This is a genomic window from Flavobacterium sp. 25HG05S-40 (assembly GCF_052654735.1).
This window is the reverse complement of record NZ_CP199750.1, coordinates 2,019,666-2,044,817: the sequence shown is the minus strand read 5'-3', so window position 1 is coordinate 2,044,817 and position 25,152 is coordinate 2,019,666. Positions and strand designations below refer to the sequence as shown.

Annotated in this window: 29 protein-coding genes; 12 read left to right on the top strand and 17 right to left on the bottom strand. The window is 35.4% G+C overall.

The annotated features are described in order from the left end of the window. Positions 1-183 (top strand): hypothetical protein, encoded by a 183-nt coding sequence (locus ACULEU_RS08890; RefSeq protein ID WP_445452250.1) that lies wholly within the window; start codon positions 1-3, stop codon positions 181-183. Between the two features lie 3 nt (positions 184-186). Here ACULEU_RS08890 and ACULEU_RS08885 read toward each other — a convergent pair whose 3' ends face one another. Then, complete coding sequence (locus tag ACULEU_RS08885; RefSeq protein WP_445452249.1) at positions 187-1,266, bottom strand: serine hydrolase domain-containing protein; 1,080 nt, start codon at positions 1,264-1,266, stop codon at positions 187-189. Between the two features lie 124 nt (positions 1,267-1,390). On the opposite strand from ACULEU_RS08885, the gene ACULEU_RS08880 reads away from it, so the two are divergent. Together ACULEU_RS08880 and ACULEU_RS08875 are read left to right on the top strand one after the other, a co-directional pair. After that, complete coding sequence (locus ACULEU_RS08880; protein ID WP_445452248.1) at positions 1,391-1,807, top strand: hypothetical protein; 417 nt, start codon at positions 1,391-1,393, stop codon at positions 1,805-1,807. A gap of 18 nt (positions 1,808-1,825) precedes the next feature. Then, positions 1,826-2,122: a DUF721 domain-containing protein gene (locus tag ACULEU_RS08875; RefSeq protein WP_445452247.1), complete on the top strand. Its 297-nt coding sequence runs from the start codon at positions 1,826-1,828 to the stop codon at positions 2,120-2,122. On the opposite strand, the gene ACULEU_RS08870 is transcribed toward ACULEU_RS08875, so the two are convergent. Then, on the bottom strand, positions 2,119-2,562 hold the full coding sequence (locus ACULEU_RS08870) for a DUF4268 domain-containing protein (RefSeq protein ID WP_445452246.1): 444 nt from the start codon (positions 2,560-2,562) through the stop codon (positions 2,119-2,121). The two genes, ACULEU_RS08875 and ACULEU_RS08870, sit on opposite strands and share 4 nt — an antisense overlap. Positions 2,563-2,627: 65 nt before the next feature. On the opposite strand from ACULEU_RS08870, the gene ACULEU_RS08865 reads away from it, so the two are divergent. After that, positions 2,628-3,266: an NUDIX hydrolase gene (locus ACULEU_RS08865; RefSeq protein WP_445452245.1), complete on the top strand. Its 639-nt coding sequence runs from the start codon at positions 2,628-2,630 to the stop codon at positions 3,264-3,266. A gap of 57 nt (positions 3,267-3,323) precedes the next feature. After that, entirely contained in the window at positions 3,324-4,154 is an 831-nt protein-coding gene (locus tag ACULEU_RS08860; protein ID WP_445452244.1) for a lysophospholipid acyltransferase family protein, read from the top strand. A gap of 37 nt (positions 4,155-4,191) precedes the next feature. On the opposite strand, the gene ACULEU_RS08855 is transcribed toward ACULEU_RS08860, so the two are convergent. After that, positions 4,192-4,842 (bottom strand): hypothetical protein, encoded by a 651-nt coding sequence (locus ACULEU_RS08855; RefSeq protein ID WP_445452243.1) that lies wholly within the window; start codon positions 4,840-4,842, stop codon positions 4,192-4,194. 5 nt (positions 4,843-4,847) lie between these two features. Beyond that, positions 4,848-5,342 carry an RNA polymerase sigma factor gene (locus ACULEU_RS08850; RefSeq protein ID WP_445452242.1) on the bottom strand — a complete coding sequence of 165 codons (495 nt, stop codon included), beginning with the start codon at positions 5,340-5,342 and terminating at the stop codon, positions 4,848-4,850. A 263-nt stretch (positions 5,343-5,605) separates the two neighbouring features. On the opposite strand from ACULEU_RS08850, the gene ACULEU_RS08845 reads away from it, so the two are divergent. Then, entirely contained in the window at positions 5,606-6,436 is an 831-nt protein-coding gene (locus ACULEU_RS08845) for a CvfB family protein (protein WP_445452241.1), read from the top strand. Position 6,437: 1 nt separating this feature from the next. Here the strand turns inward: ACULEU_RS08845 and ACULEU_RS08840 are convergent, their stop codons facing one another. From ACULEU_RS08840 to recF, 12 genes are all read right to left on the bottom strand, one after another. After that, positions 6,438-7,658, bottom strand: a complete 1,221-nt coding sequence (locus ACULEU_RS08840; protein WP_445452240.1) for a serine hydrolase domain-containing protein — start codon at positions 7,656-7,658, stop codon at positions 6,438-6,440. Positions 7,659-7,815: 157 nt separating this feature from the next. Next, positions 7,816-8,640, bottom strand: coding sequence for an energy transducer TonB (locus ACULEU_RS08835; protein WP_445452239.1), 825 nt, complete (start codon positions 8,638-8,640; stop codon positions 7,816-7,818). A 170-nt stretch (positions 8,641-8,810) separates the two neighbouring features. Continuing rightward, positions 8,811-9,362: an RNA polymerase sigma factor gene (locus tag ACULEU_RS08830; RefSeq protein WP_445452238.1), complete on the bottom strand. Its 552-nt coding sequence runs from the start codon at positions 9,360-9,362 to the stop codon at positions 8,811-8,813. Beyond that, entirely contained in the window at positions 9,353-10,459 is a 1,107-nt protein-coding gene (locus ACULEU_RS08825) for a glycosyltransferase (protein ID WP_445452237.1), read from the bottom strand. Before ACULEU_RS08825 ends, ACULEU_RS08830 begins: the two co-directional genes overlap by 10 nt. Before the next feature lie 68 nt (positions 10,460-10,527). After that, positions 10,528-11,145, bottom strand: coding sequence for an FMN-binding negative transcriptional regulator (locus tag ACULEU_RS08820; protein WP_445452236.1), 618 nt, complete (start codon positions 11,143-11,145; stop codon positions 10,528-10,530). 28 nt (positions 11,146-11,173) lie between these two features. After that, positions 11,174-11,683, bottom strand: a complete 510-nt coding sequence (locus ACULEU_RS08815) for a GNAT family N-acetyltransferase (RefSeq protein ID WP_445452235.1) — start codon at positions 11,681-11,683, stop codon at positions 11,174-11,176. Continuing rightward, on the bottom strand, positions 11,684-12,697 hold the full coding sequence (gene murB / locus ACULEU_RS08810) for a UDP-N-acetylmuramate dehydrogenase (RefSeq protein WP_445452234.1): 1,014 nt from the start codon (positions 12,695-12,697) through the stop codon (positions 11,684-11,686). It abuts the gene before it with no gap. A 44-nt stretch (positions 12,698-12,741) separates the two neighbouring features. After that, positions 12,742-14,589, bottom strand: coding sequence for an asparagine synthase (glutamine-hydrolyzing) (gene asnB, locus ACULEU_RS08805; protein ID WP_445452233.1), 1,848 nt, complete (start codon positions 14,587-14,589; stop codon positions 12,742-12,744). 6 nt (positions 14,590-14,595) lie between these two features. Further along, complete coding sequence (locus ACULEU_RS08800; protein ID WP_445452232.1) at positions 14,596-15,663, bottom strand: glycosyltransferase; 1,068 nt, start codon at positions 15,661-15,663, stop codon at positions 14,596-14,598. 6 nt (positions 15,664-15,669) lie between these two features. Then, positions 15,670-16,344, bottom strand: a complete 675-nt coding sequence (locus ACULEU_RS08795) for a DUF2461 domain-containing protein (RefSeq protein WP_445452231.1) — start codon at positions 16,342-16,344, stop codon at positions 15,670-15,672. 1 nt (position 16,345) lies between these two features. Then, positions 16,346-17,041, bottom strand: a complete 696-nt coding sequence (locus ACULEU_RS08790) for a thioredoxin domain-containing protein (RefSeq protein ID WP_445452230.1) — start codon at positions 17,039-17,041, stop codon at positions 16,346-16,348. A gap of 39 nt (positions 17,042-17,080) precedes the next feature. Then, positions 17,081-18,160 carry a DNA replication/repair protein RecF gene (gene recF, locus ACULEU_RS08785; RefSeq protein WP_445452229.1) on the bottom strand — a complete coding sequence of 360 codons (1,080 nt, stop codon included), beginning with the start codon at positions 18,158-18,160 and terminating at the stop codon, positions 17,081-17,083. A 179-nt stretch (positions 18,161-18,339) separates the two neighbouring features. Here recF and ACULEU_RS08780 point away from each other — a divergent pair, with 179 nt between their 5' ends. From ACULEU_RS08780 to ACULEU_RS08755, 6 genes are all read left to right on the top strand, one after another. Further along, a complete protein-coding gene (locus ACULEU_RS08780) occupies positions 18,340-19,140 on the top strand; it encodes a tetratricopeptide repeat protein (RefSeq protein ID WP_445452228.1) in 801 nt (266 codons plus the stop codon). Between the two features lie 74 nt (positions 19,141-19,214). Then, positions 19,215-19,709, top strand: a complete 495-nt coding sequence (gene ribH / locus ACULEU_RS08775; protein ID WP_445452227.1) for a 6,7-dimethyl-8-ribityllumazine synthase — start codon at positions 19,215-19,217, stop codon at positions 19,707-19,709. Positions 19,710-19,867: 158 nt separating this feature from the next. After that, positions 19,868-21,718, top strand: a complete 1,851-nt coding sequence (gene mutL, locus ACULEU_RS08770) for a DNA mismatch repair endonuclease MutL (protein WP_445452226.1) — start codon at positions 19,868-19,870, stop codon at positions 21,716-21,718. Continuing rightward, positions 21,715-22,527, top strand: coding sequence for a rhomboid family intramembrane serine protease (locus tag ACULEU_RS08765; protein WP_445452225.1), 813 nt, complete (start codon positions 21,715-21,717; stop codon positions 22,525-22,527). The genes mutL and ACULEU_RS08765 overlap by 4 nt, the downstream gene beginning before the upstream one ends. Before the next feature lie 2 nt (positions 22,528-22,529). After that, positions 22,530-23,381, top strand: coding sequence for a rhomboid family intramembrane serine protease (locus tag ACULEU_RS08760; protein ID WP_445452224.1), 852 nt, complete (start codon positions 22,530-22,532; stop codon positions 23,379-23,381). 52 nt (positions 23,382-23,433) lie between these two features. Next, entirely contained in the window at positions 23,434-24,483 is a 1,050-nt protein-coding gene (locus ACULEU_RS08755; protein WP_445452223.1) for an endonuclease/exonuclease/phosphatase family protein, read from the top strand. Here the strand turns inward: ACULEU_RS08755 and ACULEU_RS08750 are convergent, their stop codons facing one another. Continuing rightward, complete coding sequence (locus ACULEU_RS08750) at positions 24,484-25,098, bottom strand: WbqC family protein (protein ID WP_445452222.1); 615 nt, start codon at positions 25,096-25,098, stop codon at positions 24,484-24,486. Between the last annotated feature and the right edge of the window lie 54 nt (positions 25,099-25,152).

The window sequence follows — 25,152 nt, the reverse complement described above, 5'->3', positions numbered from 1 at the left end:
ATGAATAAAATTACTTCTTTCTTCAAAGATTCGTCTCCAATAACACTCATCGTAATCAGTTTACTAATCGCTGGATTGAGTTATTTCATTCAAAAACCATTACCTAATATTTTTATGGGATTGCGTCTGATTGCGTTTGTATTATTCGTTTACGCAACGATTCGTTTGCTCAATAGAAAGTAATAGTTATTGGTATAAAGCAGAGATTTTTGCCCACAATTCATTATCAAATCCGGATAATGCAAAAGTCGGATTCTCTGGATTTGCCACTTCCCCCATTCTAATAATGACCATTTTCTTGCTGGGAATAACATATATTTTTTGATCATTTTTTCCTAAAGCAGCATACATATCACTCGGCGCATTCGGAATTAAGTTACCGCTAAACTGAAATTGACTTTGAGGTAAATGATAAGACGATTTTCCGTTTAACCACCACAAATAACCATAAGCCTGATTGATATTTTGAGAAGTCGTTGTGGCTTGATTCCAATAGTTTTGGTTCACGATAGTCGTTCCATTCCATTTTCCCTGATTTAAGGCTAATAATCCAAATCGAGCCATATTCCGCGTCGTGCTCCAATACACACTTAAGTTGTCTAAGTTTATCCAACTTCCACCCGTCATTCCAATGCGATCACGGAGTTTGGTATTGAAATAATTTGCCCAGCTTTGTCCGCTAGCTTCTGCTACAACATCTTGCAATTTCACATATACATTGTGATAGGCCCATCGATTTCCTGCATCGGCTACATATTGTAAGTTGTTAGGCGATACATCATCTCCTAGAGCATCGTTTAATCCGGAGTTCATGGATAATAGGTTTTTACAAGTAATTAGATTCTCTTTTGCCAAAGGCGCACTTGTCCATCCCGTTCCCAAATAATCAGAAACTTTATTATTAATATTGAGTAAACCCTCGTCCTGAGCAATTCCGGTTACAGTTGCGGTCAATGTTTTACCGGCGCTAGCCCAATACCAAGGTGTTGTTACAGTATGTCCGTTAAAGTAATTTTCTATTACAATCCGACCATTAACTAAAACAATAAAGGATTTGGTATTTTTTTCCTGCAGATAATCTAATAATGGTTGTACGGCAGTTTGATTCCAGTTCAAAGCAGCTATCGACTTTGTTTCCCATGAGGAACTACCATCATTAGGAGGAAAGTACATTTGTTCTTCTACAGGATCAGGATCTGATGAAGCATCAGAGCTACAGTTTGAAAACAGCAAAAGTAAAATGGGAAGAAAGTATATCTTTTTCATAGCAGTAATTTTCTCTTTTGACTTTAAATATAGAAAATAGTTTAATGTTCAGATATTAATTTTTATTTTCAATTACTGTGTTGATTTTAGAATTAAATTTGTACAACTATAATTCAAATTTGAAATGAAGAAAATTGGCTTGATACTATTCTTTTTTACATTGATTTCATGTCATTCAGATGTAAAAAGCGAAGACTTAAAAAAACTCAACGGTTATTGGGAAATTAAGGAGGTAACGTTAGCCGATGGTAAAACCAAAGACTATAAAGTTAATGAAACTATTGATTATTTCAGTATCAAGAATACTATTGGATTTCGCCAAAAAGTAATGCCACAGTTTGATGGAAAATTCAAAACCAATGATATCAAGGAAACAATAAAAATTGTAGAAAACAAGAATGTTTTTTATATTGAATACAATACCCAATACGGAAAATGGAAAGAAGAGATTATAACTCTTGAAGACTCACTTTTGGTATTGAAAAGCAAAGAAAACTTAGAGTATACCTACAAAAGATTCCGCCCTTTTTCTTTTAAATAAGCGTAAACAATTTACAGAATGGCAAGAAGAACAAGTAATGAAGGCTCTATAGCAGATGTTTTAAAGGAGTTTATTGAGAAAAACAAACTCCAAGCAGGCATGGACAAAATTGATGTTCAGGAAGCCTGGAAATCATTAATGGGAAATGGTGTCAACAGTTATACAAAAGAAGTAATTCTAAAAGGGACAACACTTTATGTCTCACTTACTTCAGCAGTGTTGCGAGAAGAGTTGAGTTATGGAAAACAGAAGATTATCAAGATGATTAACGAAGAAATTGGAAAAGAAGTAATACAAGATGTAATTCTTCGTTAGGTATTGGTTTCCAAATCTTTAATATATTCTTCGTACTCATAGAAGAAAAGTTCAAATTGCGCCATAGTGGCATTAAAGAAAGCAAAAATTTCTCCCCAATTGTTTTTATTATTCAAACTAACTTCCAGTTTTTCAATCCAAATTCTACTGATAACCTTGCCATTTTCCAGATAAAAATTTCTTTCGAATATGGCTTCCGGAAGATATTCTTCGAGCAAAATACTTTTTAACGATTCTATTTTTTCAAAATAAATTTTGCGCTTTTCTTCTTCTTTGGGTTCAATGTCTAATAAAACCTGTGCCTTTTTGTTATCTATGTAAAACTTAAAAGTCACATCTTTAATCTTAGTATCATACAACAACCATTTTCTGGGATAGACTGTTGCAAATGCTGTCCAGAATTCTTTTTTAATAAGTGCGGCTTCTTGCTTGCTGTACATTTTAGTTTGGTAAAATTTGAAAGCGTTAAATTTTTAAGGTAACTTTATATTTCAAAACCTACGCTATGCATTTCGATGAGTTTTTAAAACAGGCACCAAAAATACTAAATGTTGAGCTACCAGCAACCCTTGCTCATGCAAAAATGGTTCCGCCCAATAGAGAAGAACTTATCAGAAATACCGATTTCAGTAAAATAATCCCTAAAAGAGCAGCGGTAATGATGCTTTTTTATCCAAAGAATTTCCAAACGCATTTGGCATTAATTCTGCGTACAAGCTATAATGGTGTGCATTCGTCACAAATCGCTTTTCCTGGCGGAAAAGTGGAACTTGAGGATTTTGATTTGAAGCATACAGCGCTTAGGGAAACTCACGAAGAAATAGGAATACATCCTAATTCCATCAATGTAATTCGGGCTTTTACCGAAGTTTATATTCCGCCAAGTAATTTTATGGTGTATCCTTTTTTAGGGTACAGTCAGGATGAATTGGAATTTGTTTTACAAGAAGATGAAGTAGCTGGAATTGTCGAGTTTCCGTTATTAGATTTTTTAGATGATAAAATTTTGACGACTACTACCATGAACACGTCGTATGCCGGAAGCATTGATGTACCTGGTTTTCAAGTGAAAGAGCATTTTATTTGGGGAGCCACTGCCATGATTTTAAGTGAGTTGAAAGAAACCTTAAAAATGGTTTTATAAAGTGTAGTTTTTTGTAGATTTGCCTCCCTTAACATTAGGACTAACAAAATTACAATTATGGGTTTATTTAAAAGAAATCCTTTTGGTCATATACTCTTTATTAAAAAATGGTTAATCCGTATTTTTGGTGTCATAACGCATCGAAGATATAGGGGTTTTAACGAATTGTATATTGATGGCTCCGAAATTATAGCCTCTTTACCCGATAAAAATGTGTTGTTTATCTCGAATCACCAAACCTATTTTGCTGATGTTGTAGCCATGTTTCACGTTTTTAATGCCAGTCTTTCCGGTAGACAGGATAATATCAAAAATGTGGGTTATTTATGGCAACCTAAAATGAATATCTATTATGTTGCGGCAAGTGAAACAATGAGATCCGGAATTTTACCGAGGATTTTAGCGTATGTTGGCGCTATTTCTGTAGAACGTACTTGGCGTTCCGGAGGTCAGGACGTAACTGAAAAACGTGAAGTAAACCCAAATGATACCGAGAACATCCGTATTGCTCTGGAAGACGGTTGGGTTATTACGTTTCCACAAGGAACCACCAAATCATTTAAGCCTGTACGCAAAGGTACAGCGCATATTATCAAACAATATAAACCCATTGTTGTTCCCATTGTTATTGATGGTTTTCGTCGCTCGTTTGATAAAAAAGGATTGCGAATGAAAAAGAAAAACATATTACAGTCGTTTATCATCAAAGAACCATTAGTAATTGATTACGAAAATGAAACCATCGAACAGATAGTCGAAAAGGTAGAATATGCCATAGAGCAGCATCCGTCCTTCTTAAAAGTAATTCCAGCCGAGGAAATCGAAGAACAAGAGCGATTAAACAAACTAAGAAAATGGAATGTAGATAAAAACGAAATCCCTCAATAGAGGGATTTTTTGTGCTTTAGAATTAGGTTTGCATAAATTACAAATCTATCTTTTTTAATTCCTTATAATTTTTATTGAGTTTGCCTAGTAAAATACCATAAATGATTCTGTAGAAAAGCCATATAAAAAAGACAATTATCAATATCAGACCAAGTACAATTCCAAACGTTTTACACATTACCATATAACCGCTGTCATTGTGGATACGTTCCATGACTATGGCAAATTTTTTGTCGTAATTCAGTTGAAAATACAAAATAACCAAAACGCCTACCACAAAAAAGAGGATGTTAAACCAAACATAGTAATGTACCGTTTTTCGGGTTTTTAAGATGTCCTGCATCAGTTGTTTGGTCGATGTAGTGGTGGATATTCTTTTGTAGTTTACATAAAATAAATAGATAAATATGGCTACAACAGTGTAATTGATGACATTGTAGACAAAATTGATTTCTACCACATAGTCATACATTTCGTTACCATATTTATTTCGGATATAACTATCTCCCAAAAACAGAATACTGATGATATTCCAAAGAATAAATTCTAGTATGCTAATAATCAATATCCATTTTACTATCGATGATGATTTAGTGTGTAGCATTTTGTAGATTTCGTTTTCCGAAACCTGCTCATACTTATGGGTGTCTTTCTGCCACGCCTTTTTTAATAAATCCAACTCTTCCATAATCCTTAGGGATTTAATATCTTTTTTAATTTTCCTTTAATTCGGTTCATTTTTACACGGGCATTGACTTCACTAATACCCAGTGTTTCTGATATGTCTGTGTAATCTTTGTCTTCCAGGTAAAGGAATACCAAAGCTTTTTCGATATCATTTAATTGTTGCACCGCTTGATACATCAACTTGATTTGTTCTTCTTCTTCAAAATTGTAATCTTCTTGCAAAATAAAATGTTTCTGACCTTCATAACTTGTAGTAGCAACACTTCGGGTACTTTTTCTGTAGAGGGTAATAGCGGTGTTTAGTGCTACACGATAGGCCCAAGTTGAAAATTTAGATTCTCCTCTAAACTTTGGGTAGGCTTTCCATAACTGAATAGTAATTTCTTGAAACAAATCTTTATGCGCATCGTCATCATTGGTATACAGTCGACATATCTTGTGGATAATGTTCTGATTTTCCTTTAATTGTTTAACGAATTGTTGTTCCAAGTTGTCACTCATAGTCGAGTTAGTATAGAAAGGATAGGTTTTGTTACAAAACCAAAAGTACAAATTTTGTTGCGCTAATCAATGCATCAGACACTGATGCACGAAAATTGTACTGGTATTTTAATGTTAAGCACTTTTATGTTACAACAGTTAAAAATCAACAGTTAAAAGACTATAATGATTCATCTCTGATTAGCAAAAAGATAATTATGGCTGCTAATTAGGAACAAAAAAGAAACCTTATCTTTGCCATTCATAATTTACAAGCATTTAAGATGGAAATCGGACATTACAACACACTCAAAATTGATAGAGAAACCAAAGTGGGACTTTTTTTAACCGATGGTAAGGAGGATGTTTTATTACCACTTAAGTATGTTCCGAAAGAGTACAGTATTGGCGATGAGATTATTGTTTTTGTGTATCTTGATCATGAAGAAAGACCTGTAGCTACCACATTAGAACCTTATATTTTGATGGATGAATTCGGGTTATTGCGCGTCAATTATGTCAACCAATTTGGTGCTTTTTTGGATTGGGGTTTGGAAAAAGATCTTTTTGTACCGTTCAAAGAACAAGCTCGTCCGATGGAAAAAGGAAAGCGATATTTAGTGTTTGCTCACATAGATGAAAAAACCAACAGAATAGTAGCTTCGAGTAAAACCAATCAGTTTCTAAATAACGAAAATCTCACGGTTGCTGAAGGAGATGAAGTTGATTTAATCATATCACACATAACCGATTTAGGTATAAATGTCATCATCAACGACATTCATAAAGGATTGTTATACAAAGATCAAGTATATGATGATATTCGAACGGGAGACCGAATGACCGGTTATATCAAAACCATTCGCCCCGATAATAAAATCGATGTTTCCTTGCAAAAGCAAGGCTATGAAAACATTGAGCCTAATGCCGAGAAAATCCTGGATGAGTTACGAGCGAGCCGAGGTTTTTTACGATTAAATGACAACAGTCATCCAGAAGATATCAAAACGGTTTTGAAGATGAGCAAAAAGACCTTTAAAAAAGCCATCGGATCACTTTATAAAGACAAACTTATCGAAATTAAAGACGACGGAATTTATTTAGTTAAAGCTTAATTTATTCCCCAAGTTCGAGTTCTGTTGGTACCGGAGTTTCAATTTCTGTTTTCTTTTTGTAAAATAAACTACTGACCATACTTAAAGTGGAATAAGGTCGGTTAGAATATTTATTTCCAAGGCACACCACAGTTACAGTATCTTTTCTAACCGGAACAAAAGAAGTATTATTTCCGTGCCACCAACCGTTATGATACACCATCTTCTCTCCGTTTGGAGGTAAAAAGCGCATTCGCATTCCCAATCCGTAGTCTTTGATAGGCTTGGCAACTTTTCCGGCACTATAGCCAACATATGCTTCCTGCAAAAGTTCTGGTTTTATGAATTCTGGAGAGTAAGTTCCCAAATCAAATTTTGCCAAATCTCTCGGTGTAGAATAAATATTTTTATCTCCATATAAATTATCAAACTGATCCCACGGGAAAATGTTGTTTCCTCGATACGATTTGGTTACTGTTTCCCGATCTTTATCATAATCAAAAACAAAGGTATTGTTCATTTCTAAAGGCTTGAAAACCAATTCTTGCATGGCTCTTCGGTAGTTTAAACCAGTGGCTTTTTCTATTATTAGCGCCAAGATAATATAGTTCGTATTACAATAGTCAAAATGGGTATCATTTGGAGTAACTAATCGGAATTTATTCTGAACCAATAAATTAAATACATCCTGATTCGTTAGTATTTTAGACCTATTCCATCTTTTCTTCATCAGTCCGGGAAAGTTGGCATAATGTTGCAAACCACTTCTGTGATTCAGTAGTGTTCTGATGGTGGTGTTTTTATACGGAAAGTTTGGAAGCCAGTCGGTGACTTTTTGATCCAACATAATGTTGTCCTGCTGTACCAACCTTAAAATAGCTGTTGCGGTCAACACTTTACTTACCGAAGCTAAATGAATCGGCGTGTTTTTGTCTATTTTTTGACCAGTTTTAGCATTAGCAAAACCTTTGTAATCTTCATAGAGAATGCGTCCGTTTTTTACCACAATAAAGGCGCCACTGTAAAAAGGGGAATTGATATTCTTGTTGTAAAAGGAATCGATAAAGTGTCTTTTTTCAGCAATGTAAGTCTCCGATATTTTTCCCATTTTTATCGGAAAAGCTGATTTCACCAATAAACTATCGTCAATAGTTTGCTCAGCATCAAGAGATGCTGTTCCGGATTTTGGTCCCGAAAAATAACATAAAACAGAAAAGAAAAGGGTAATTAGGGTAAGCTTCATAATAATTTAAAGTTTACAATAATACCATAATTTGACTAGAATGTAAACAAGGATTTTCTAAAGTTATCAGCGTAGTTATTAAAAACAATTAAACCTGACAAGCCAAGAAGGACAAGCCAGGTTTAGGGGCAAAAACATTAGCGGTCAATGTGTTTTTTTATATAGTAACTCTAATTGGAAGTGTATACTGCGTTCTCACTTTTTCACCATTCAAATAGCCAGGTGCCCATTTTATTTTTAAGCCTTTTAAAACGCGAATAGCTTCTTTTTCCAATATTTTATCATTACTTCTTAAGGCTTTAATATCGGTCATGCCGCCATCTTTTTCGATTACAAAGGACATGATCACATTAACTGAATTTTCAAATTCTGATTTTTCGATGTTGTTGCCTACATATTCATAGAATTTCTTAATGCCACCAGGGTATTCCGGAAGCTTGTCAAGCATATTGGTAGTTACCGGACCTACGGGTGCTGATGGTTTACCGTCATCTGTTGAAGGTTTTCCGGTTGCTGAACCTGTAGTTGCGATTCCTGTAGTTGCGCCACCATCCGTTTGATTACTAGCATTAGTGGGGTTTTCCTTTACCTCTTTGTTGGTTCTTAAATCATCAGGAGTATCTTCAGGTTTTACTATAGTTGGATCTATTAAATCTTTCTTTTCAATTTTCTTGCTTTCTTCCGTTTTTTTTAAAGGAACAATAGCCTTATTTTCTTCAGGGTTTTTTCGAGGTCTGTTATAGTCTGTAAGCTTTACAACAAAATCATCTTCTAGTAATGGATTTATCGCAGTCTTCGTCCCAAAAGAGGAAAGTAACATCCAAGAGCCCATCAAGGCAAGAAGTAAAAGAATGCCGCTAAAAAAAGCAAGTAGTGTAGTTCGGGAGTTTTCCTGACGCAATTGGTAAGCGCCATAGGCCTTGTTTCTGTCTTCAAAAACTAGTTCTGTCCAGTTTTTTTCATAAATACTAACGTTTGACATGATTAAATGGTTTATAAGTTAAGTATCTATGTTACATAAGCGTTGATTTTAAATAGATAACGCAGTAATTTTAAAAATAGTATATGGGTTTCAACTATTTTTTCAGATAAAATTATCAAAACCCTTAAAACATTGAAGATTTAAAGTGTTTTATGGTAAAATAAAAAGTATTATTTTTTGCTTTCAATGATTTCAGCCAGTAGTTTTTTGGCACGAAGCAATTTAATTTTGACGTTGCTAAGAGGTTCTCCCAATTGTTCGGCAATTTCCTGATAACTCATTTCCTGAAAGTAGCGAAGCTGGATTACTTCCTGATAATGTGGTTTTAATTCCTTAATGAATTGCAATAAGCGTGATAGATTTTGCTCGGTTATCAATGCGTCTTCCACAGAGGGTGTCGTATCGGCAACATTGTAAGCTAATTGATCTTCCTCATCAGTAATTTCTACAAACAGTGCTGTTTTTTTCTTGCGAAGCATATCAATATGAACATTCTTGGCAATCGCAATAAGCCACGTATTGAATTGAAATTCGGGATTATATGTGGCAATTTTGTCAAAGGCTTTCGAAAAAGTTTCAATGGTTATATCTTCCGCATCGGTTTCGTTTTCAGTACGTTTCAACATAAAGCCATAGACTTCATTCCAATAATGGTCTAGTAAATAGGTGAAGGCAACCTGATCGCCTTTTTTGGCTTTTTCTATATATGGATTTACTTCCAATGTACCGGTTTTGAGAACGTATTGGTAATAAATAGGTTCAGTTGGACTAGAATTAAACCGATTTCAATTATCGGAAACCAATACATGACATCTTTTTCCTTTAGCTTTCCGGCTGCAAATCCCATAGTAATCCATGCGAAAATATAACGGAAACCAATGATGCTCAAAACAGCAATCCACTGATACTGGAATGCTAACAAAATGATTGGCAATACTAAGAAAAGCAATTGTGAAATATAAAATATACCGAGTTGGTTTTGGTCAAATATTTTGTAATGTTTGGCAGTAGAAACATGACGACGTTTCTGAGTAAACCAGTCTTTGAAGGAGGTTTTTGGCTTAGAGTAGGTAAAGCTATCCGGCAAATAACAAACTGTTGTATTTTTGGCATCTGCGGCCTGATTTATAAACAAATCATCATCTCCTGAACGTATTTTCATGTGATCCATAAAACCGCGAACCTTGAAAAACTCTTCTCTTTTGTAGGCCATATTTCGTCCAACGCCCATGTAGGGTTTTCCTAATTTTGCCCAAGAAAGGTATTGTGTTGCCGATAGCAAAGTTTCAAAACGGATGATTTTATTTAAAAAAGAACCTGCTATTTTTTCATAAGCACCATATCCCAACACAATCGTTTTTTCAACAGTAAACTGCGAACTCATTGTCGTTATCCAATCTTTTGATGATGGCACACAATCGGCATCGGTAAAAAGCAAATACTCGTATTTGGCAGCTTTTATTCCGAGCGTTAAAGCGTATTTTTTGTTGCCCCAAAAGGCTTCGTTGTTTTCTACTTTCACTAAACGGATGTTGGAATGTAGCTTTTCAAATTCTTCAAAGACATCAAGTGTATTATCGCTCGAGGCATCATCAATCAAAACAATTTCAAATTGCGGATAATCTTGCTCTGTAAGTAACGGTATCAGTCGCTTTACATTTTCCTCTTCATTTTTGGCACAAACAATTACCGATATTGGAATTCTTTTTGGGGTAGCAGTTTGTGGTTTGGCAAACGATAATTTACCAAAAACAACAATGTAATACAGAAATTGAATAACTACAATGGCAATAAATAAACAGAAAACGAGTAATAACATAGTGCTTTTTCGACTTTTAAAAAGGATTGCAAATGTACGAAAATGAATTATGAATTAAGAGTTATGCGTTATGAATTTTTTCTATTCTTTTTCATTTCGTTAGCTATTGCAATGGCTTGAAAATCGTTCGAGTTTTCGAGTTTTGAAATGATAGTTTGATAGTTTTTGTCGTCTCTGTTTTGCGATAATTTTTTCTTAGCTTCTATGGAAGTGATTTCAATTTCAAACGAAACTATTCCTCTTGCCTGAAGCATGGTTTTCTTAGATAAATCCTCAATACGAATTGGTTTTTCTGAGGTAGCTTCATATTTATTAACCAATCTTTTCAATGCTTCAATAGTTTCATCGAGCGAATGGATAGCGACTTTACCGTAGACATGAACAGCAAGATAATTCCATGTAGGAACATTTTCATGATCATACCAAGAAGAGGAGATATAAGAGTGTGCACCCGAAAATACAGCCAAAATTTCATCATTGTTTTTGAAACTATCTGCTTGCGGATTTTCTTTAGAAACATGACCAACCAAAAACTGCTTCCCATTTTTTTCTTCCAGAAGTAGCGGAATATGGGTTGCCCAAAGTTTTCCGTTCGTTTGATTGACTAGAATTCCAAACCCATGCTGATGAATGAAGTTCTGGATGTCTTCTTGGTTTTCGTTTTTATAAAGTTCGGGAATGTACATAATTTAATTATGAATTATGAATTATGAATTATGATTTAGGATTTTCGATTTCGTATAAAAAGCCGTCGTGTAAATTAAAATCAAACTTTCCAATGAAAGTCATTCCGGATTTTTTTAAGACTTTGATAGAACCAACATTGGCTTCCATGGATCTTCCGACAATTTTCTTAAGGTGTAAAACGTTGAAACCATATGCAATACAAGCTTTTGCAGTTTCGGTGGCATAACCCTGATCCCAGTATTTTTTAAAGAAGCGGAAACCCACATCGACTTCGTTTAGTTCGGGTGTGCATTTTAAACCGCACCAACCCATAAAATCCATAGTCTTTTTGTCGATAACTGCCCAACGACCAAAGCCATATAATTCGTATTGATTATAATTTTGCAGAAAACTTATGGCTTCGTGAATACTTTCAAAAGCTTTGTCACCTGTATATTTCACCACGTCAGCATCAGCATTTAAAGCAAAAAAAGACGGAGCATCATCAACAGATAATTCTCGAAGATAACAACGTTCGGTTTCTAGTATTGTTTTCATTTAAATCACATTCACTTCTGCTTCAATGGCAATACCAAATTCCTTTAAAATGGTAGCTTGAATATTTTTGGACACATTCAAAATTTCCTGACCAGTTGCATTGCCATAATTCACTAAAACCAGTGCTTGATTTTTATGGATTCCCGCATCGCCAAAACGTTTTCCTTTAAAACCAGCCTTTTCTATTAGCCAACCTGCCGGCACTTTTACGTCAGTTTCTGAAACAACATAATGTGGCATTTCAGGGTGCAACGCTTTAATTTTTTCGTAGGCTTCTTTCGGAATAATCGGGTTTTTAAAAAAGCTGCCGCTGTTTCCGAGTTCTTTAGGATCGGGCAATTTACTTTGTCGAATGGCGATTACGGCATTGGAAACATCTTTTAGAGTAGGAGTGATGACACCTTCTTTTTCCAGTTCTTTAGTAATATCTCCGTAAGAAATATTGATGTGGTGATTGCGTTTTGTGAGTTTGAAAACCACTGAAGTGATGATGAATTGGTCTTTCACTTCGTGTTTGAAAATACTTTCTCTATAACCAAAACGACATTCTTCTTTAGTGAAGGTTTTCATTTCCTGAGTGACACTATTTATAGCTTCACAACTAACAAATGTATCTTTGATTTCAGTGCCATAAGCTCCGATATTTTGAACAGGCGTGGTGCCTACATTCCCCGGAATTAGAGACATGTTTTCTAAACCGCCAAAGTTTTGGTCAATCGTCCATAGTACAAATTCGTGCCAGTTTTCTCCAGCCATGCTTTCTACCCAAACAAAATCTTCATCTTCTTTTAGGATTTTTTTACCTTTTAAATCAACGTGAATCACCAAGGCTTTAATATCCTGAGTTAACAGCATATTGCTTCCGCCGCCCAAAATAAATTTTGGTTCAGAGGCATGTTGCTGTAAAATGGTTTTTAAATCTTCGGTGGAATGAGCAGCTACAAATTGTTTGGCCTTGGCTTCGATACCAAAAGTATTGTATTTCTTGAGAGAAAAATTAGAATGGATAGTCATGTTTGTAAAATCTTCTTTAGACAAAAGTAAGGTAAAGAGATTTTTTAAACGAATTTATTATAATAGTTTTTTTGCCATTTGTGAAGCATAAATATCGGCATGAAATAGGGCAAAATCTTGGTGTTTCCTTTTCTGACCTCGGCAACCAACTTTGGACCGCTTAGGTTTTCAAACATCGGCATATTGAAAATATCACTTGTGGCAAAATGATCCAATTCATCAATAAATCTAGGGAAACGCAACAAATAACTTCCCCATGGAGCACTGAGTCCAATTTTTCTGAAATCGATAATCTCTTTTGGAAGTTTGTTTTCCATGGTGGTTTTCAGAATGAATTTTCCTTTTTTTCCGGTAAACATCCATTGGTCTTCCAAAGTTCCCAAACCTGCAATCAATCGTTGATCCAAAAAGGGTTCACGACATTCAATAGAAGTTCCCATGGTACAGCGGTCATTTCGGTCCAACAGCGAACACATGTAGGTGTGTTGGTCAAAATACAACGCTTGTCTTTGAAGGTTTTTGGGATATAATTCTTGTGCCTCTTTCAATATTTGATGACGGTATTCATTTATAGGTTTATTTTTGTTACCGTAAAAAGTAGCAATGTCTTCAGGATAGACACTACATCCATTGAAAATCACCAAATCAGCATCACTTTTGATTTTAGAATAGCGGAATAATTTGTCGTAACGCGGTTTTTTATTAAAAGTTTCAAACTTACTGATTTGCGAAATCACCTTTAACAAAGAAGGATTTTTCAAGGCTTTGTAACGAACATAGCCACCCATTAATTCATCCGCGCCTTCTCCGGAGAGCAATACTTTAACTTTGGATTTTGCTAATTTTGCTATGGCTAAAAGATGAGGTTCGTTGAGATGCATTATGGGTTCATCTTGAAAATAGGAGGTCTCTATCAGATTTTGATACAAACTTTCATTTTCTAATTTGGTATGATTAAAAGTATAGCCGTATTGGTCGGTTATTTTTTTGGCCAAATGATATTCGTTATGCTCTGCTTCTGTAAAACTGATGTTGAAAGTTTCGATTTTTTCAAATTGCTGTTCGTGTAATGAAGATAAAATGGAGCAGGAGTCGAGTCCACCACTCAATAAAACACCAACCGGCACATCGCTTACCATTCGAAGTTTGACCGACTCAAAGAAGGTTTCTTCAAACCATTTTTTAGGATTTACTATCGGACTATGATTCTGAATTTGCTCTTTTAAATTCCACCATCTTACGGTTTTGCTTTTACCGTCTTCATCAATTACCATATAATGTCCGGGAAGTACTTTTTTGACCCCTTCAAATAATGTTTCTTCACCAGCTACAAAACGATTGTAAACATATTCTTCCATGCCGTTTTCAGAAATCTGAATCTGAATTCCGGCTGCAAAAAGCGCTTTTTGTTCTGAGGCAAAATACAAAGTGTTTTTATGGATACAGTAATACAGCGGTTTTACACCCATTCGGTCGCGGCAAAGCGTCAGTTTTTTTGTTACAGTATCCCAAATCGCAAAGGCAAACATTCCGTTCAACCGATGCAGCATGTCCATTCCGTATAATTCGTAAAGTTTCAGTAAAACTTCGGTATCAGAACCCGATTTTAAAGCAATGCCTTTACTTTTAAGTTCGGAAAAAAACGATTGGTAATTGTAAATTTCTCCATTGAAAACAAGAATATATCTTCCGTCTATGGAAACAAAAGGTTGATGTCCTGCTGAAGAAGTATCAATTATCGATAATCTTCGGTGTCCTAAACCAATATTGTTATCGAGGTAAATACCTGAGTCGTCCGGACCTCTGTGTTCCAGAATGTCACGCATTTTAATCAGCTGATTTTGATCAACTGGTTTGTAATCCAAATGGAAAATTCCATTAATCCCACACATAAACCTCTAAGGAGTAGTCGATTTAATTTTGATTAAATCATTATAAGTATCTGCAATTTTTTTCATATTCGTCTTGTAGTTGGCATTTGCTTCAACAAATTTTCTATTTTCAACTATCGCTTTTTTAGAAACGTTACTGTTGGTAAATGCCCACTGCAATTCTTCGGCTAATTTAAGATGATTTTCCGATGGTACAAGTATTCCGTTTACTTTTTCGGTAATCCAATTTCTATTTCCAGGTAAATCGGTCACAATAGGAAAACAACCGCAAGCCATAGCTTCAAAAAGTGAAGCCGAAACGCCTTCTGTTATGGGCATACTAATGTAAAAATTGGAACGTTGTAAGTATTTCGGGATTTCGGTATTATTAATTCTTCCAACAAACTGCACTTCGCTTTCGATGTTGTGTTCTTGCACTAAATGTTTTAAGTTTTGTAGCTCCGTTCCATCTCCAATAATGATTAATTGAAAAGGAATGTTTTTTTGCTTCAACACCGAAAATGCTTTTAAGATTACCTCATGCTTGTATTCGGGTTCCAAAGAACGAGTCACAATAGCGTGTATCATCGAATCGTCGTGGGTTTCATTGAAAGCAAAGAAATCCAAATGAATTCCTTTAGGCAAAACCATTACTTTGGACATGTCTACTTTACTTTCTCTCATATGTTGCGCCATAACATCGCCCCATGCATGAATCAAATCTGCTTTTTTGAAAGCATAATCCTGAAGCATTTTCTTAAAAAGATAGAGGGGAGAATGATGCGGCCATAAATCAGAGATGCCTTGCTGCGCGATAGCGATAGGTTTTACGCCTGAAATAGCGGCTAAAAAGCCGTAACTAGTTGTTCGTTCGGCAATAACCATATCGGCATTGAATTTTTTTGCAATACTTTTAATGGTTAGGATAGCTTTGGTTAATTCTAATAACCGTTTTACTCTACTAATGCCACTACTACTTGTCTGTAGTTCCCAAGTTACGATTTCAAAGTCGCCAAATTCCCTAAGACCATTCATCCAGGTAATGGCGTCAGCACGATAGGTTTCGCCAAGAAATAGAATTCGTTTTTTCGACATTATAGTTTATGCTTCCGTCTCTAATGCTCTTCGTAAAAAGTCATTCATCGGTTTTAGCGCGATTAATTTTTCGGCTACTATTTGGTTAAAATTCTTATCTAAGAATAATTTGTCGTCGATTTTAGCTGAGGCTGTAAAACTTTTGAGTTTCAAAAACTCGATAGCCGGATGATCGGGTTCAAAATCCTTAGGTGCTTTTTTAAGCGTATTGTTTTCATCACGAGTCAGCGCTCCAAATTCAGATTTAAACTTTGTATCGTTTACAATGGCTTCTAAATCGTCATAAAAAAAAGCGATTTCCTTTCGGATTTGTTTTAATTCATGAGGCTCCGGACACCAACAGCCACCAGCGATAAACGAATTTCCTTTTTCAAAATGAATATAATATCCGGGAGCATTTTTGCTGTTTTGGTTTTGAGACATCCATACGCCGATATTGGTTTTGTAAGGCGATTTGTCTTTAGAAAAACGGATGTCGCGATTGATACGGAATGTACAGTTTTTTATCTCTAAAGACTCCAAAGTTTTATCTAATGGTTTCATAGTTGCCAAAATTGCAGCTATATAAGCATGATAATCCTTTTTGAAATTATCATACCTTTTTTTGTTGGCATGCATCCAATCTGTATTGTTGTTGGCGACTAAGTCTTCGAAAAATTGAACGGCTTCTTTGGTTAACATATTACAACTGTTTTTTTAAGTCTTCTTCCGAAATATAACCCACATTGCGCCACACTTCTTTCCCTTTTTCATAGATGATAATCGTTGGCAAACCATCCAATTTCATCTGGTTTACTATGGTTTTGTTTTCGTCTGCATCCAATTGGACAATTTTAATTTTGTCTTTCATTTCGGCTTGAAATTTCAAAATATACGGGTTCATTTTTTTGCAAGGCGCACACCATTTGGCATTAAAATCAATCAGAACTCTGTCATTTGACTGAATTAATTCGCCGTATTCCTGATCACAAATTCCGATAATTTTTTCACTTGGATTGCTATTGCCGGCCGCATTCCATTTCATGATACCACCATCAAGATTGTAGATTTCTTTAAATCCGAGTTCGGCTAATTTATCGGCTGCTTGTGAACTTCTTCCGCCCACTTTACAATACACAAAAACAGGTTTTGTTTTGTCCAATTGATTGGCTTGAGTTACAAAATCGCTTCCGTTCCAATTCACATTCTTGGCATTGTCAATATGTTCGCTACTGTATTCTGCTGGAGTTCTTACATCCAAGAGTTGTGGATTTTGAGTAGCATTAAGTTTTTCTGAAAAAGCTTTGGCATCAATAGTTTGTATGGTTTTAGAAGATTGTCCCTGACAGCTTACAAATAAAAAGGCAATAAATACTAAGGATAGAAATTTTGGTTTCATGTACTGAAATTTTCAGCTAAATTACAAAATAGTACAACACTACAAATTAAAAATTTTGTAGCTCTGATGGGTTGTTTTTACGATGTTTTCGGTTCGTTCCGGATGCGTGTCTGAAATGAATAATTGTCCAAATTCGTCGTTATTGACCATTTCAATAATCTTGCTCACGCGAAATTCATCCAGCTTATCAAAAATATCATCAAACAGTAATATGGGTTTTTCACCACTTTGTTTTTTGACAAAATCAAACTGAGCCAGTTTCAACGCAATCAAAAAGGATTTTTGCTGTCCTTGTGAACCAAACTTTTTGATAGGATGATGGTCAATTTCAAACGATAAATCGTCTTTATGAACGCCGACCGAAGTATATTGTAGCGCTCTGTCTTTGGATAGATTTTGTTCCAATAATGTCAAGGTGTCGTTTTCAAACAAATCACTTTGATAGACCAATTGCACTGTTTCGGCCGAGTTGGTAATTTCCTGATGATAGGTGTTGAAAATCGGAATAAAATCGTTTAAAAACTGCTTTCTTTTTTCAAAAATAGACTGTCCTAACGTATTCAGTTGTTCATTATATAGAGTCAAAGTATCGTTTTCAAAAACATGATTAAGAGCAAAATACTTGAGTAAAGCGTTGCGTTGGTTGATGGTTTTTTGATACTGAATCAATTGCTGTAAATAACCGCTGTCTAACTGTGAAATGACACTGTCAATAAACTTTCTTCGTGTTTCGCTACCTTCAACAATCAAATCACGGTCAGCCGGAGAGATAATGACTAGCGGAATAAAACCAATATGATCGGAGAATTTCTCATAAATCTTACCATTGCGTTTCATGATTTTTTTTTGCCCTTTTTTTAGACTGCACAAAATCTGTTCTTGTCTTCCATTTTTTTCAAATTCGCCATCTACTACAAAAAAATCTTCATTATGCTTAATATTCTGAACGGCTAACGGATTAAAATAACTCTTACCATTTGCCAAATGATAAATGGCATCAAGAATATTGGTTTTCCCAATACCATTTTTACCCACGAAACAATTGATTTTCGAATCCAATTCGAAGGTAACTTCCGAGAAATTTTTATAATTGAGTAATGAAATGCGCTTTAAAAACAATTTGGTTTTTTGTTTAAAATTAATGCTTAAACTCCTTATTCATAGGAGGTAAATGAAATTTTGATTTATTTTATGAACAACATCAAAGTAAAGAGGTGCAAATTATTCAAAAATATCGACAAAAATAGCTTTAAAATATGAATTAATTTTTATTTTTGCGCACACTAAATTAAAAATAGATGGCAACTTTTAACAAAAGAGGATATAAAGCACCGAAAGAAAAAACCGAAAAAGAAGTTAATACTAACGTTGAAGATATTGAGCAAATTAATGTTGATGCCAAAGACAGCACAACAGCTAAAGCATTTGATACTTTAGATGAGACAGCTTCCAAAGCAGAGGATTTTGTAGAAAGAAACCAAAAAGCCATTTTCGGAGTTCTTGCTGCAGTTGCCTTGGTTACTGTTGGATATTTAATGTATCAAAAATTTATCGCCGAGCCTAAGCAGGAAGAAGCAGCAAACGAATTGTTTGTAGCACAACAAAACTTCCAAAAAGCGGTGGATGACGTTACCGGAACAAAATCAGATTCATTATACAACCTAGTTTTAAAAGGTTCTGAAGGAAAATTTGGAGTAGTGAAAATTGCTGACGAATATTCAGGAACTGATGCTGGAAATTTAGCAAACTACTATGCAGGTATTGCTTACTTAAATACCAAAAAATATGCGGAAGCGATTTCAAGTTTAGAGAAATTCAAGTCGGATGATATTATGTTGAACACTTTAGCTATTGGAGCTATTGGTGATGCTTATGCACAACAAAATAAGCAAAAAGAGGCTTTGGACTTTTACGTAAAAGCAGCTGATGCTAGTAAAAACGACTTCACCAGACCACGTTTTTTATTAAAAGCAGGTAAAACGGCTTTTGAATTAGGTAACAAAGCGGATGCTTTGAAATATTTCACAGATATTAAAGACAACTTTGAGGCTTCACCAGAAGCACAAAGTATTGATGCTTTGATTGGTTTAGCGCAATAATTCAAAAAAATACTAATTTTAAAAGGATTAAGGATGGTATCTTTAATCCTTTTTTATTTCCAAAAATAAGTTTTATGGCAACTGCAAATAAAAATTTATCCAATTACGATAAAAACAGCCTTCCAAACGCGAAAGATTTTCGGTTTGGCATTGTTGTTTCAGAATGGAACAATCACATTACGAATGGCTTGTATTCTGGAGCCGAAGCAGCTTTATTAGACTGTGGCGCGCTACCGGAAAATATTATTCGGTGGAATGTGCCCGGAAGCTTTGAATTGGTTTATGGGGCACAACGGATGATTGTTACGCAAGAGGTAGATGTGGTTATCACGATTGGTTGTGTTATCAAAGGGGAAACGATGCATTTTGAATTTGTTTGTGAAGGCGTTACTCAAGGGATCAAAGATTTAAACGTGCAAACTGATGTTCCCGTAATTTTTTGTTTGCTAACAGACAATAACGAACAACAATCTATCGATAGGAGTGGAGGTGCTCATGGAAATAAAGGCACCGAAGCGGCAATTGCGGCAATAAAGATGGCTGATTTAAGAAAAAAAACAAGTTCGTAATCGTTCTTTTTTAGCATAAAATAGAGCCTATTCCGTTGTGAATAGGTTTTTTATTTTTAGGCAATTATTAACTATAAATCCCAATACTTTTTCCTTAAATTTGCTTACTTCGGTTGACACATACTGAACACTTATTTCTGAACACTGAACACTAAAGAATGTCTAGCATAATTCAATTACTTCCTGATCATGTTGCCAACCAGATTGCTGCCGGAGAAGTTGTCCAACGACCTGCTTCTGTAGTTAAGGAGTTACTGGAAAATGCAGTGGACGCAAAGGCTACGGATATAAAACTCATTATAAAAGATGCCGGAAAATCGCTGGTTCAGGTAATTGATAATGGCGTCGGAATGAGCATTACCGATTCGCGTCTGTGTTTTGAGCGTCACGCTACTTCTAAAATCCGTCACGCGGAAGATTTATTTTCACTGCACACCAAGGGTTTTCGTGGAGAAGCTTTAGCTTCTATAGCTGCGATTGCGCATGTAGAAATGAAGACCAAACAAGAACAAGAAGAATTAGGAACACACATCATTATTGAAGGAAGTAAGTTTGTGTCACAAGAACCTTCCGTATTACCAAAAGGCACCTCCTTTTCTGTAAAAAATCTGTTTTTTAATATTCCGGCCCGACGTAATTTCTTAAAATCAGAAACGGTGGAGCAACGTCATATTGTGGATGAATTTCAGCGTGTTGCGATGGCGCATCCTTCGATTCATTTTACAATGTATCACAATGGAAGTGAAATGTTCAATTTACCGATATCCAATTTCAGACAGCGTATTGTCAATCTGTTTTCTGGAAAAACCAATGAGAAATTGGTTCCGGTAAAAGAGGAAACCGAAATCGTGAATCTGCACGGATTTATCGGAAAACCTGAATTCTCAAAGAAAAACAGAGGCGAACAATTCTTTTTTGTCAACAACCGTTTTATCAAAAGTGGTTATCTGCATCACGCGGTTATGGCAGCGTATGAAGGTTTGCTGAAAGATGGTGCACAACCTAGTTATTTTTTGTATTTAGAGGTACCGCCTCATACTATTGATATCAATATCCATCCAACGAAGACCGAAATTAAGTTTGATGATGAACATGCCTTATATGCTATTCTGCGTTCGTCCATCAAGCATAGTTTAGGGCAGTTTAATGTGGCTCCGGTACTCGATTTTGAACGCGATCCGAATTTGGATACACCCTATCAATATCAGAATAAAGAAGCCGAATATCCAACGATTCAAGTAGACCGAACCTACAATCCATTTTCCGAAGATAAACCTGCTAAATCTTTTGCATCACCTTCAAGTTATAAAAAGCCCGAAAACCAACCCAGTTGGGAAAGCCTTTATGTCGGATTAAAACAAGCCACGAGTGACATCAGCGAAATGACTTTCGAAAATGATGCTGTGACCTCTTCGTTATTTGAAGTAAATGATTTGGAGCAGGAAGTCAAGCGCACGTACCAAATACATAAAAAATATATTGTAAGTCCTATAAAATCAGGAATGGTAATCATCAACCAAAAACGAGCACACGAACGCGTTTTATACGAGGAGTTTCTTACCAGTATGACAGTGCAACAGGCTTCCAGTCAGCATATGCTCTTTCCGTTGCAGTTGTATTATTCTTCGGCAGAAATCGAGTTGTTGACGGATTTGAGATGTTCCCTTGAAAGTACTGGGTTTCTTTTTGAAGCCATAAATGAAGATCATATTTTGATTTCCGGTCTGCCTGTAAATGTGTCAGAAAGTGAGATATCCATTGTTTTAGAAGAGTTGTTGAGTGATTTACAGGATGGTATTCCGGATAACAGTTTTAGTCAAAACGATACCATTGCCAAATCAATGGCGAAAAGTTTAGCCGTAAAAACAGGAACCTATTTAACTGAAAAAGAACAAGAGAATTTGGTTCATAATCTCTTTGCGTGTAAAGAACCAAACGTTTCCCCATTTCAAAAACCAACTTTCATCACCATGAGTGTGGAAGATTTAGATAAAAAATTCAACGTATGATGCGAATGACCGAAACTGTTAAGCAGTTACTGATTATCAATATTATATTTTATGTAGGTTCACAGTTTGTGGCTAGTGCCTATCCTTTACTTTCAATGTTTTATCCCGAAAGTAACAATTTCCGATTTTGGCAACCAATTACGCACATGTTCATGCATGCACCGATGCCGAATCTAATGCATATCGTTTTTAATATGTTTGCATTGGTTTCTTTTGGAAGCGCTTTAGAACATTTTTGGGGAGCAAAAAAGTTTATTTTCTTTTATATTTCATGCGGACTTGGAGCAGCTTTACTATATACAGGTGTGAACTACCTTCAAATACATTTTTTATTAGATGAAGTAGCCAGTCTCAATTTATCCAGTACTCAAATACATACACTCTTAAACGCCGATTATTCGGCACTTTTTGGTTCCGATAAACAAATGGTTGAAGGTCCTATCAAGACTATGTTAGAGAATGCTCGTTGTACTCAGGAACAATTCAATACGATACAACAAGCAGCTTCCATTTCACAAGGAACGGTAGTTGGAGCTTCTGGTGCGGTTTACGGTTTATTAACCGCCTTTGCCTTTATGTTTCCTAACGCCGAGTTGGCTTTGATGTTTATTCCGGTTCCGGTAAAAGCAAAATATTTTGTTCCCGTAATCATAGGAATCGATTTGTTCTTAGGCATCAAAGGAAATTCACTTTTCGGTTCTGGAGGCACAGGAATTGCTCATTTTGCACATGTTGGCGGAGCATTAACTGGTTTTATCATGATGTGGTACTGGAAGAAAAATCAATTTAATAAAAACCGCTGGAATTAAAGGTGAATATATTTGATGACATAAAATTACAGTACAGAATGGGTGGCATTGCCAATAAGATGATTTATTGGAATGTCGGACTTTTTCTGTTGTCTATTGTGCTGTTCTACAAGTTTAAGTCGGGTGTTTTTGAATATCCTAATTGGCTTGCAGTTGCTTCCGAACCTACAATCGTTTTGACTCGACCATGGACTTTACTGACGTATGCTTTTTTTCATTACGGATTTTTGCATTTGTTTTTTAATATGATGGTTTTGAATTTTACAAGCCGTTTGTTTTTAACTTTTTTTACCCAAAAACAGTATCTCGGATTGTATCTTCTGAGTGCTGTTTTTGCGGCAATTTGCTTTGTGTTGAGTTTTTATTTTCTTCATCAAAGTTCCATGATGGTAGGTGCTTCAGCCGCTATAATGGCTTTACTGGTTGCCACTACAGCCTATCAGCCTTTGATGGAAATTCGATTGTTATTAATTGGTAATGTAAAACTTTGGCACATTACCGCTGTGATACTACTACTAGATTTATTGCAAATTCAAATGAATAATACCGGAGGACACATTGCCCATTTGAGCGGCGCATTTTTTGGTTATATTTACATTAAGTTGTTACAAAGTGGAACGGATTTGAGTAAAATAGTAGATTCGGTTTTGAATGTATTTAGTAAAAAACAGAAAACACCTTTCAAAAAAGTGCATGTTAACCCCAAAAAACCTGCCCTTAAAAGAGATAGTAAAATTGTAGTCAAAGACAAAACGCAGCAACAGATTGATGAAATTTTGGACAAAATCAGTAAATCCGGTTACGACAGCTTAACGAGCGAAGAAAAAGAGTTTCTTTTCAAAGCTGGAAAATAATAATAAATTAAACCTTCTAACCATCATCAACGTAATTATCTATAAAAATTAAATGAAGAAACTTTCGTGGTTTAATAAAATGGTGTTCGGATTCAATATACTCATTACTGTATTGACTTTCATTGCGTATGCTTTACCATTTTTGGCACCTAAAATGTTTCCATTGCTATCGGTGCTTACATTGATTTTACCACTATTTCTGATTTTAAACGCATTGTTTTTTATTTATTGGCTACTTCAGTTAAAACGCCAAGTCATTCTTTCCGGATTAGTTTTGTTACTCGGTATTACCTTTATCAATAAATTTTACAAATTCTCTTCTCAGGATATCGCAAAAGAAGAAAAGGATTTTACGGTAATGAGCTATAATGTTCGCTTGTTCAATTTGTTTGATTGGATTGCGGCTGATGATGTAGGCAACACTATTTTGAGTTTTATCAATGAGCAGAACCCCGACATTCTTTGCATTCAGGAATATTCCGAAAATGCTAAAGTAGATTTAAGAATTTACAAGTACAAAGCCATCTTTATGGAAGGTGACCAAATCAAAACCGGTCAAGCCATTTTTTCCAAATATCCTATTTTCAATCAGGGTGATTTTAAAATTCCGGCTGCTGGAAACAATGTGATTTATGCTGATATTAAGAAAGGAATGGATACTATCCGCGTCTACAACATTCACCTACAGTCCATCAAAATTTCTCCCGATGTCAACGAAATTTCAGAGCACGTGGATGCCATCAATAAAAATAAATCCCAGCAGCTTTTTGGTCGCATTCGTGATGCTTTTAAAAAACAGGAGCAACAAGCGGAGATTTTGGTAAAGCACAAGAACAACTGTCCGTACCCGGTGATTATCTGTGGCGATATGAATAACAGTCCGTTTTCCTTTGTGTACAGAAGTATCAAATCCGATTTAAATGATTGTTTTGTGGAAGCTGGAAACGGTTTTGGACAAACCTATAAATTCAAGCATTATCCGGCCCGAATTGATTATATTTTTGCAAGCAAGAAAATGAAAGTCAAAAGCTTTACCACTTTTACCAAGTTTGAAAACTCTGATCATTTTCCCATCATGACACGATTGAGTTTTGTTGAATAATTATAAGGATTGCTTCTTCAAATAATCTAAAGCATATCTTCCTTCATTGAAAAGCAAATCCAAAACAGAGAGGTTGTTCAGATAACCGTGTTTGTCACCAAAAACCTGAGTGTAAGGTTCCACTTGTGTAGTATCTTTTTTTCCATTTATCAGATTTCTGAAATCTTTTTTATCGGTTACCTCGTGAAAATACTCAGCCGTTTCGTCATAATCGAATTCTAATTTCAGACACTGAGACACCATCGACATCGTTTCGAGGTTTAAATCCATCAAAAAGGTGTGTTTCTTTTGAAAAATTGGAACTATAGCATCTTCAAAATATTCAAAGAAAGGGGAAGTTCTGTAAGCCGCTTCCAAGGATTTGAAATGCTGTTTCTGCCAATCAAAATCATTTTCGATTCGGACTTCTTTAATGCGTTGATGACGCTCTTTGGTATGTTTTACGGGAACATTCAGTAGCTGCATGCCATTCGGACTGTAGATAAACATCCGGTTGCGGTTGGTTTGTTTCTGAAAATTGTCTTCCATCTCAAACGTTACCAAATCTGCTTGGGCAATCGCCACAAAATGACTGATGGAGGGAAAATAGCTCGGATGAATAAGGATGTTGTTCATTTTTAGTCCTAGGTTTTAAAGTCAAAAGTCATAAAGCCTTATTCGACCTTATGA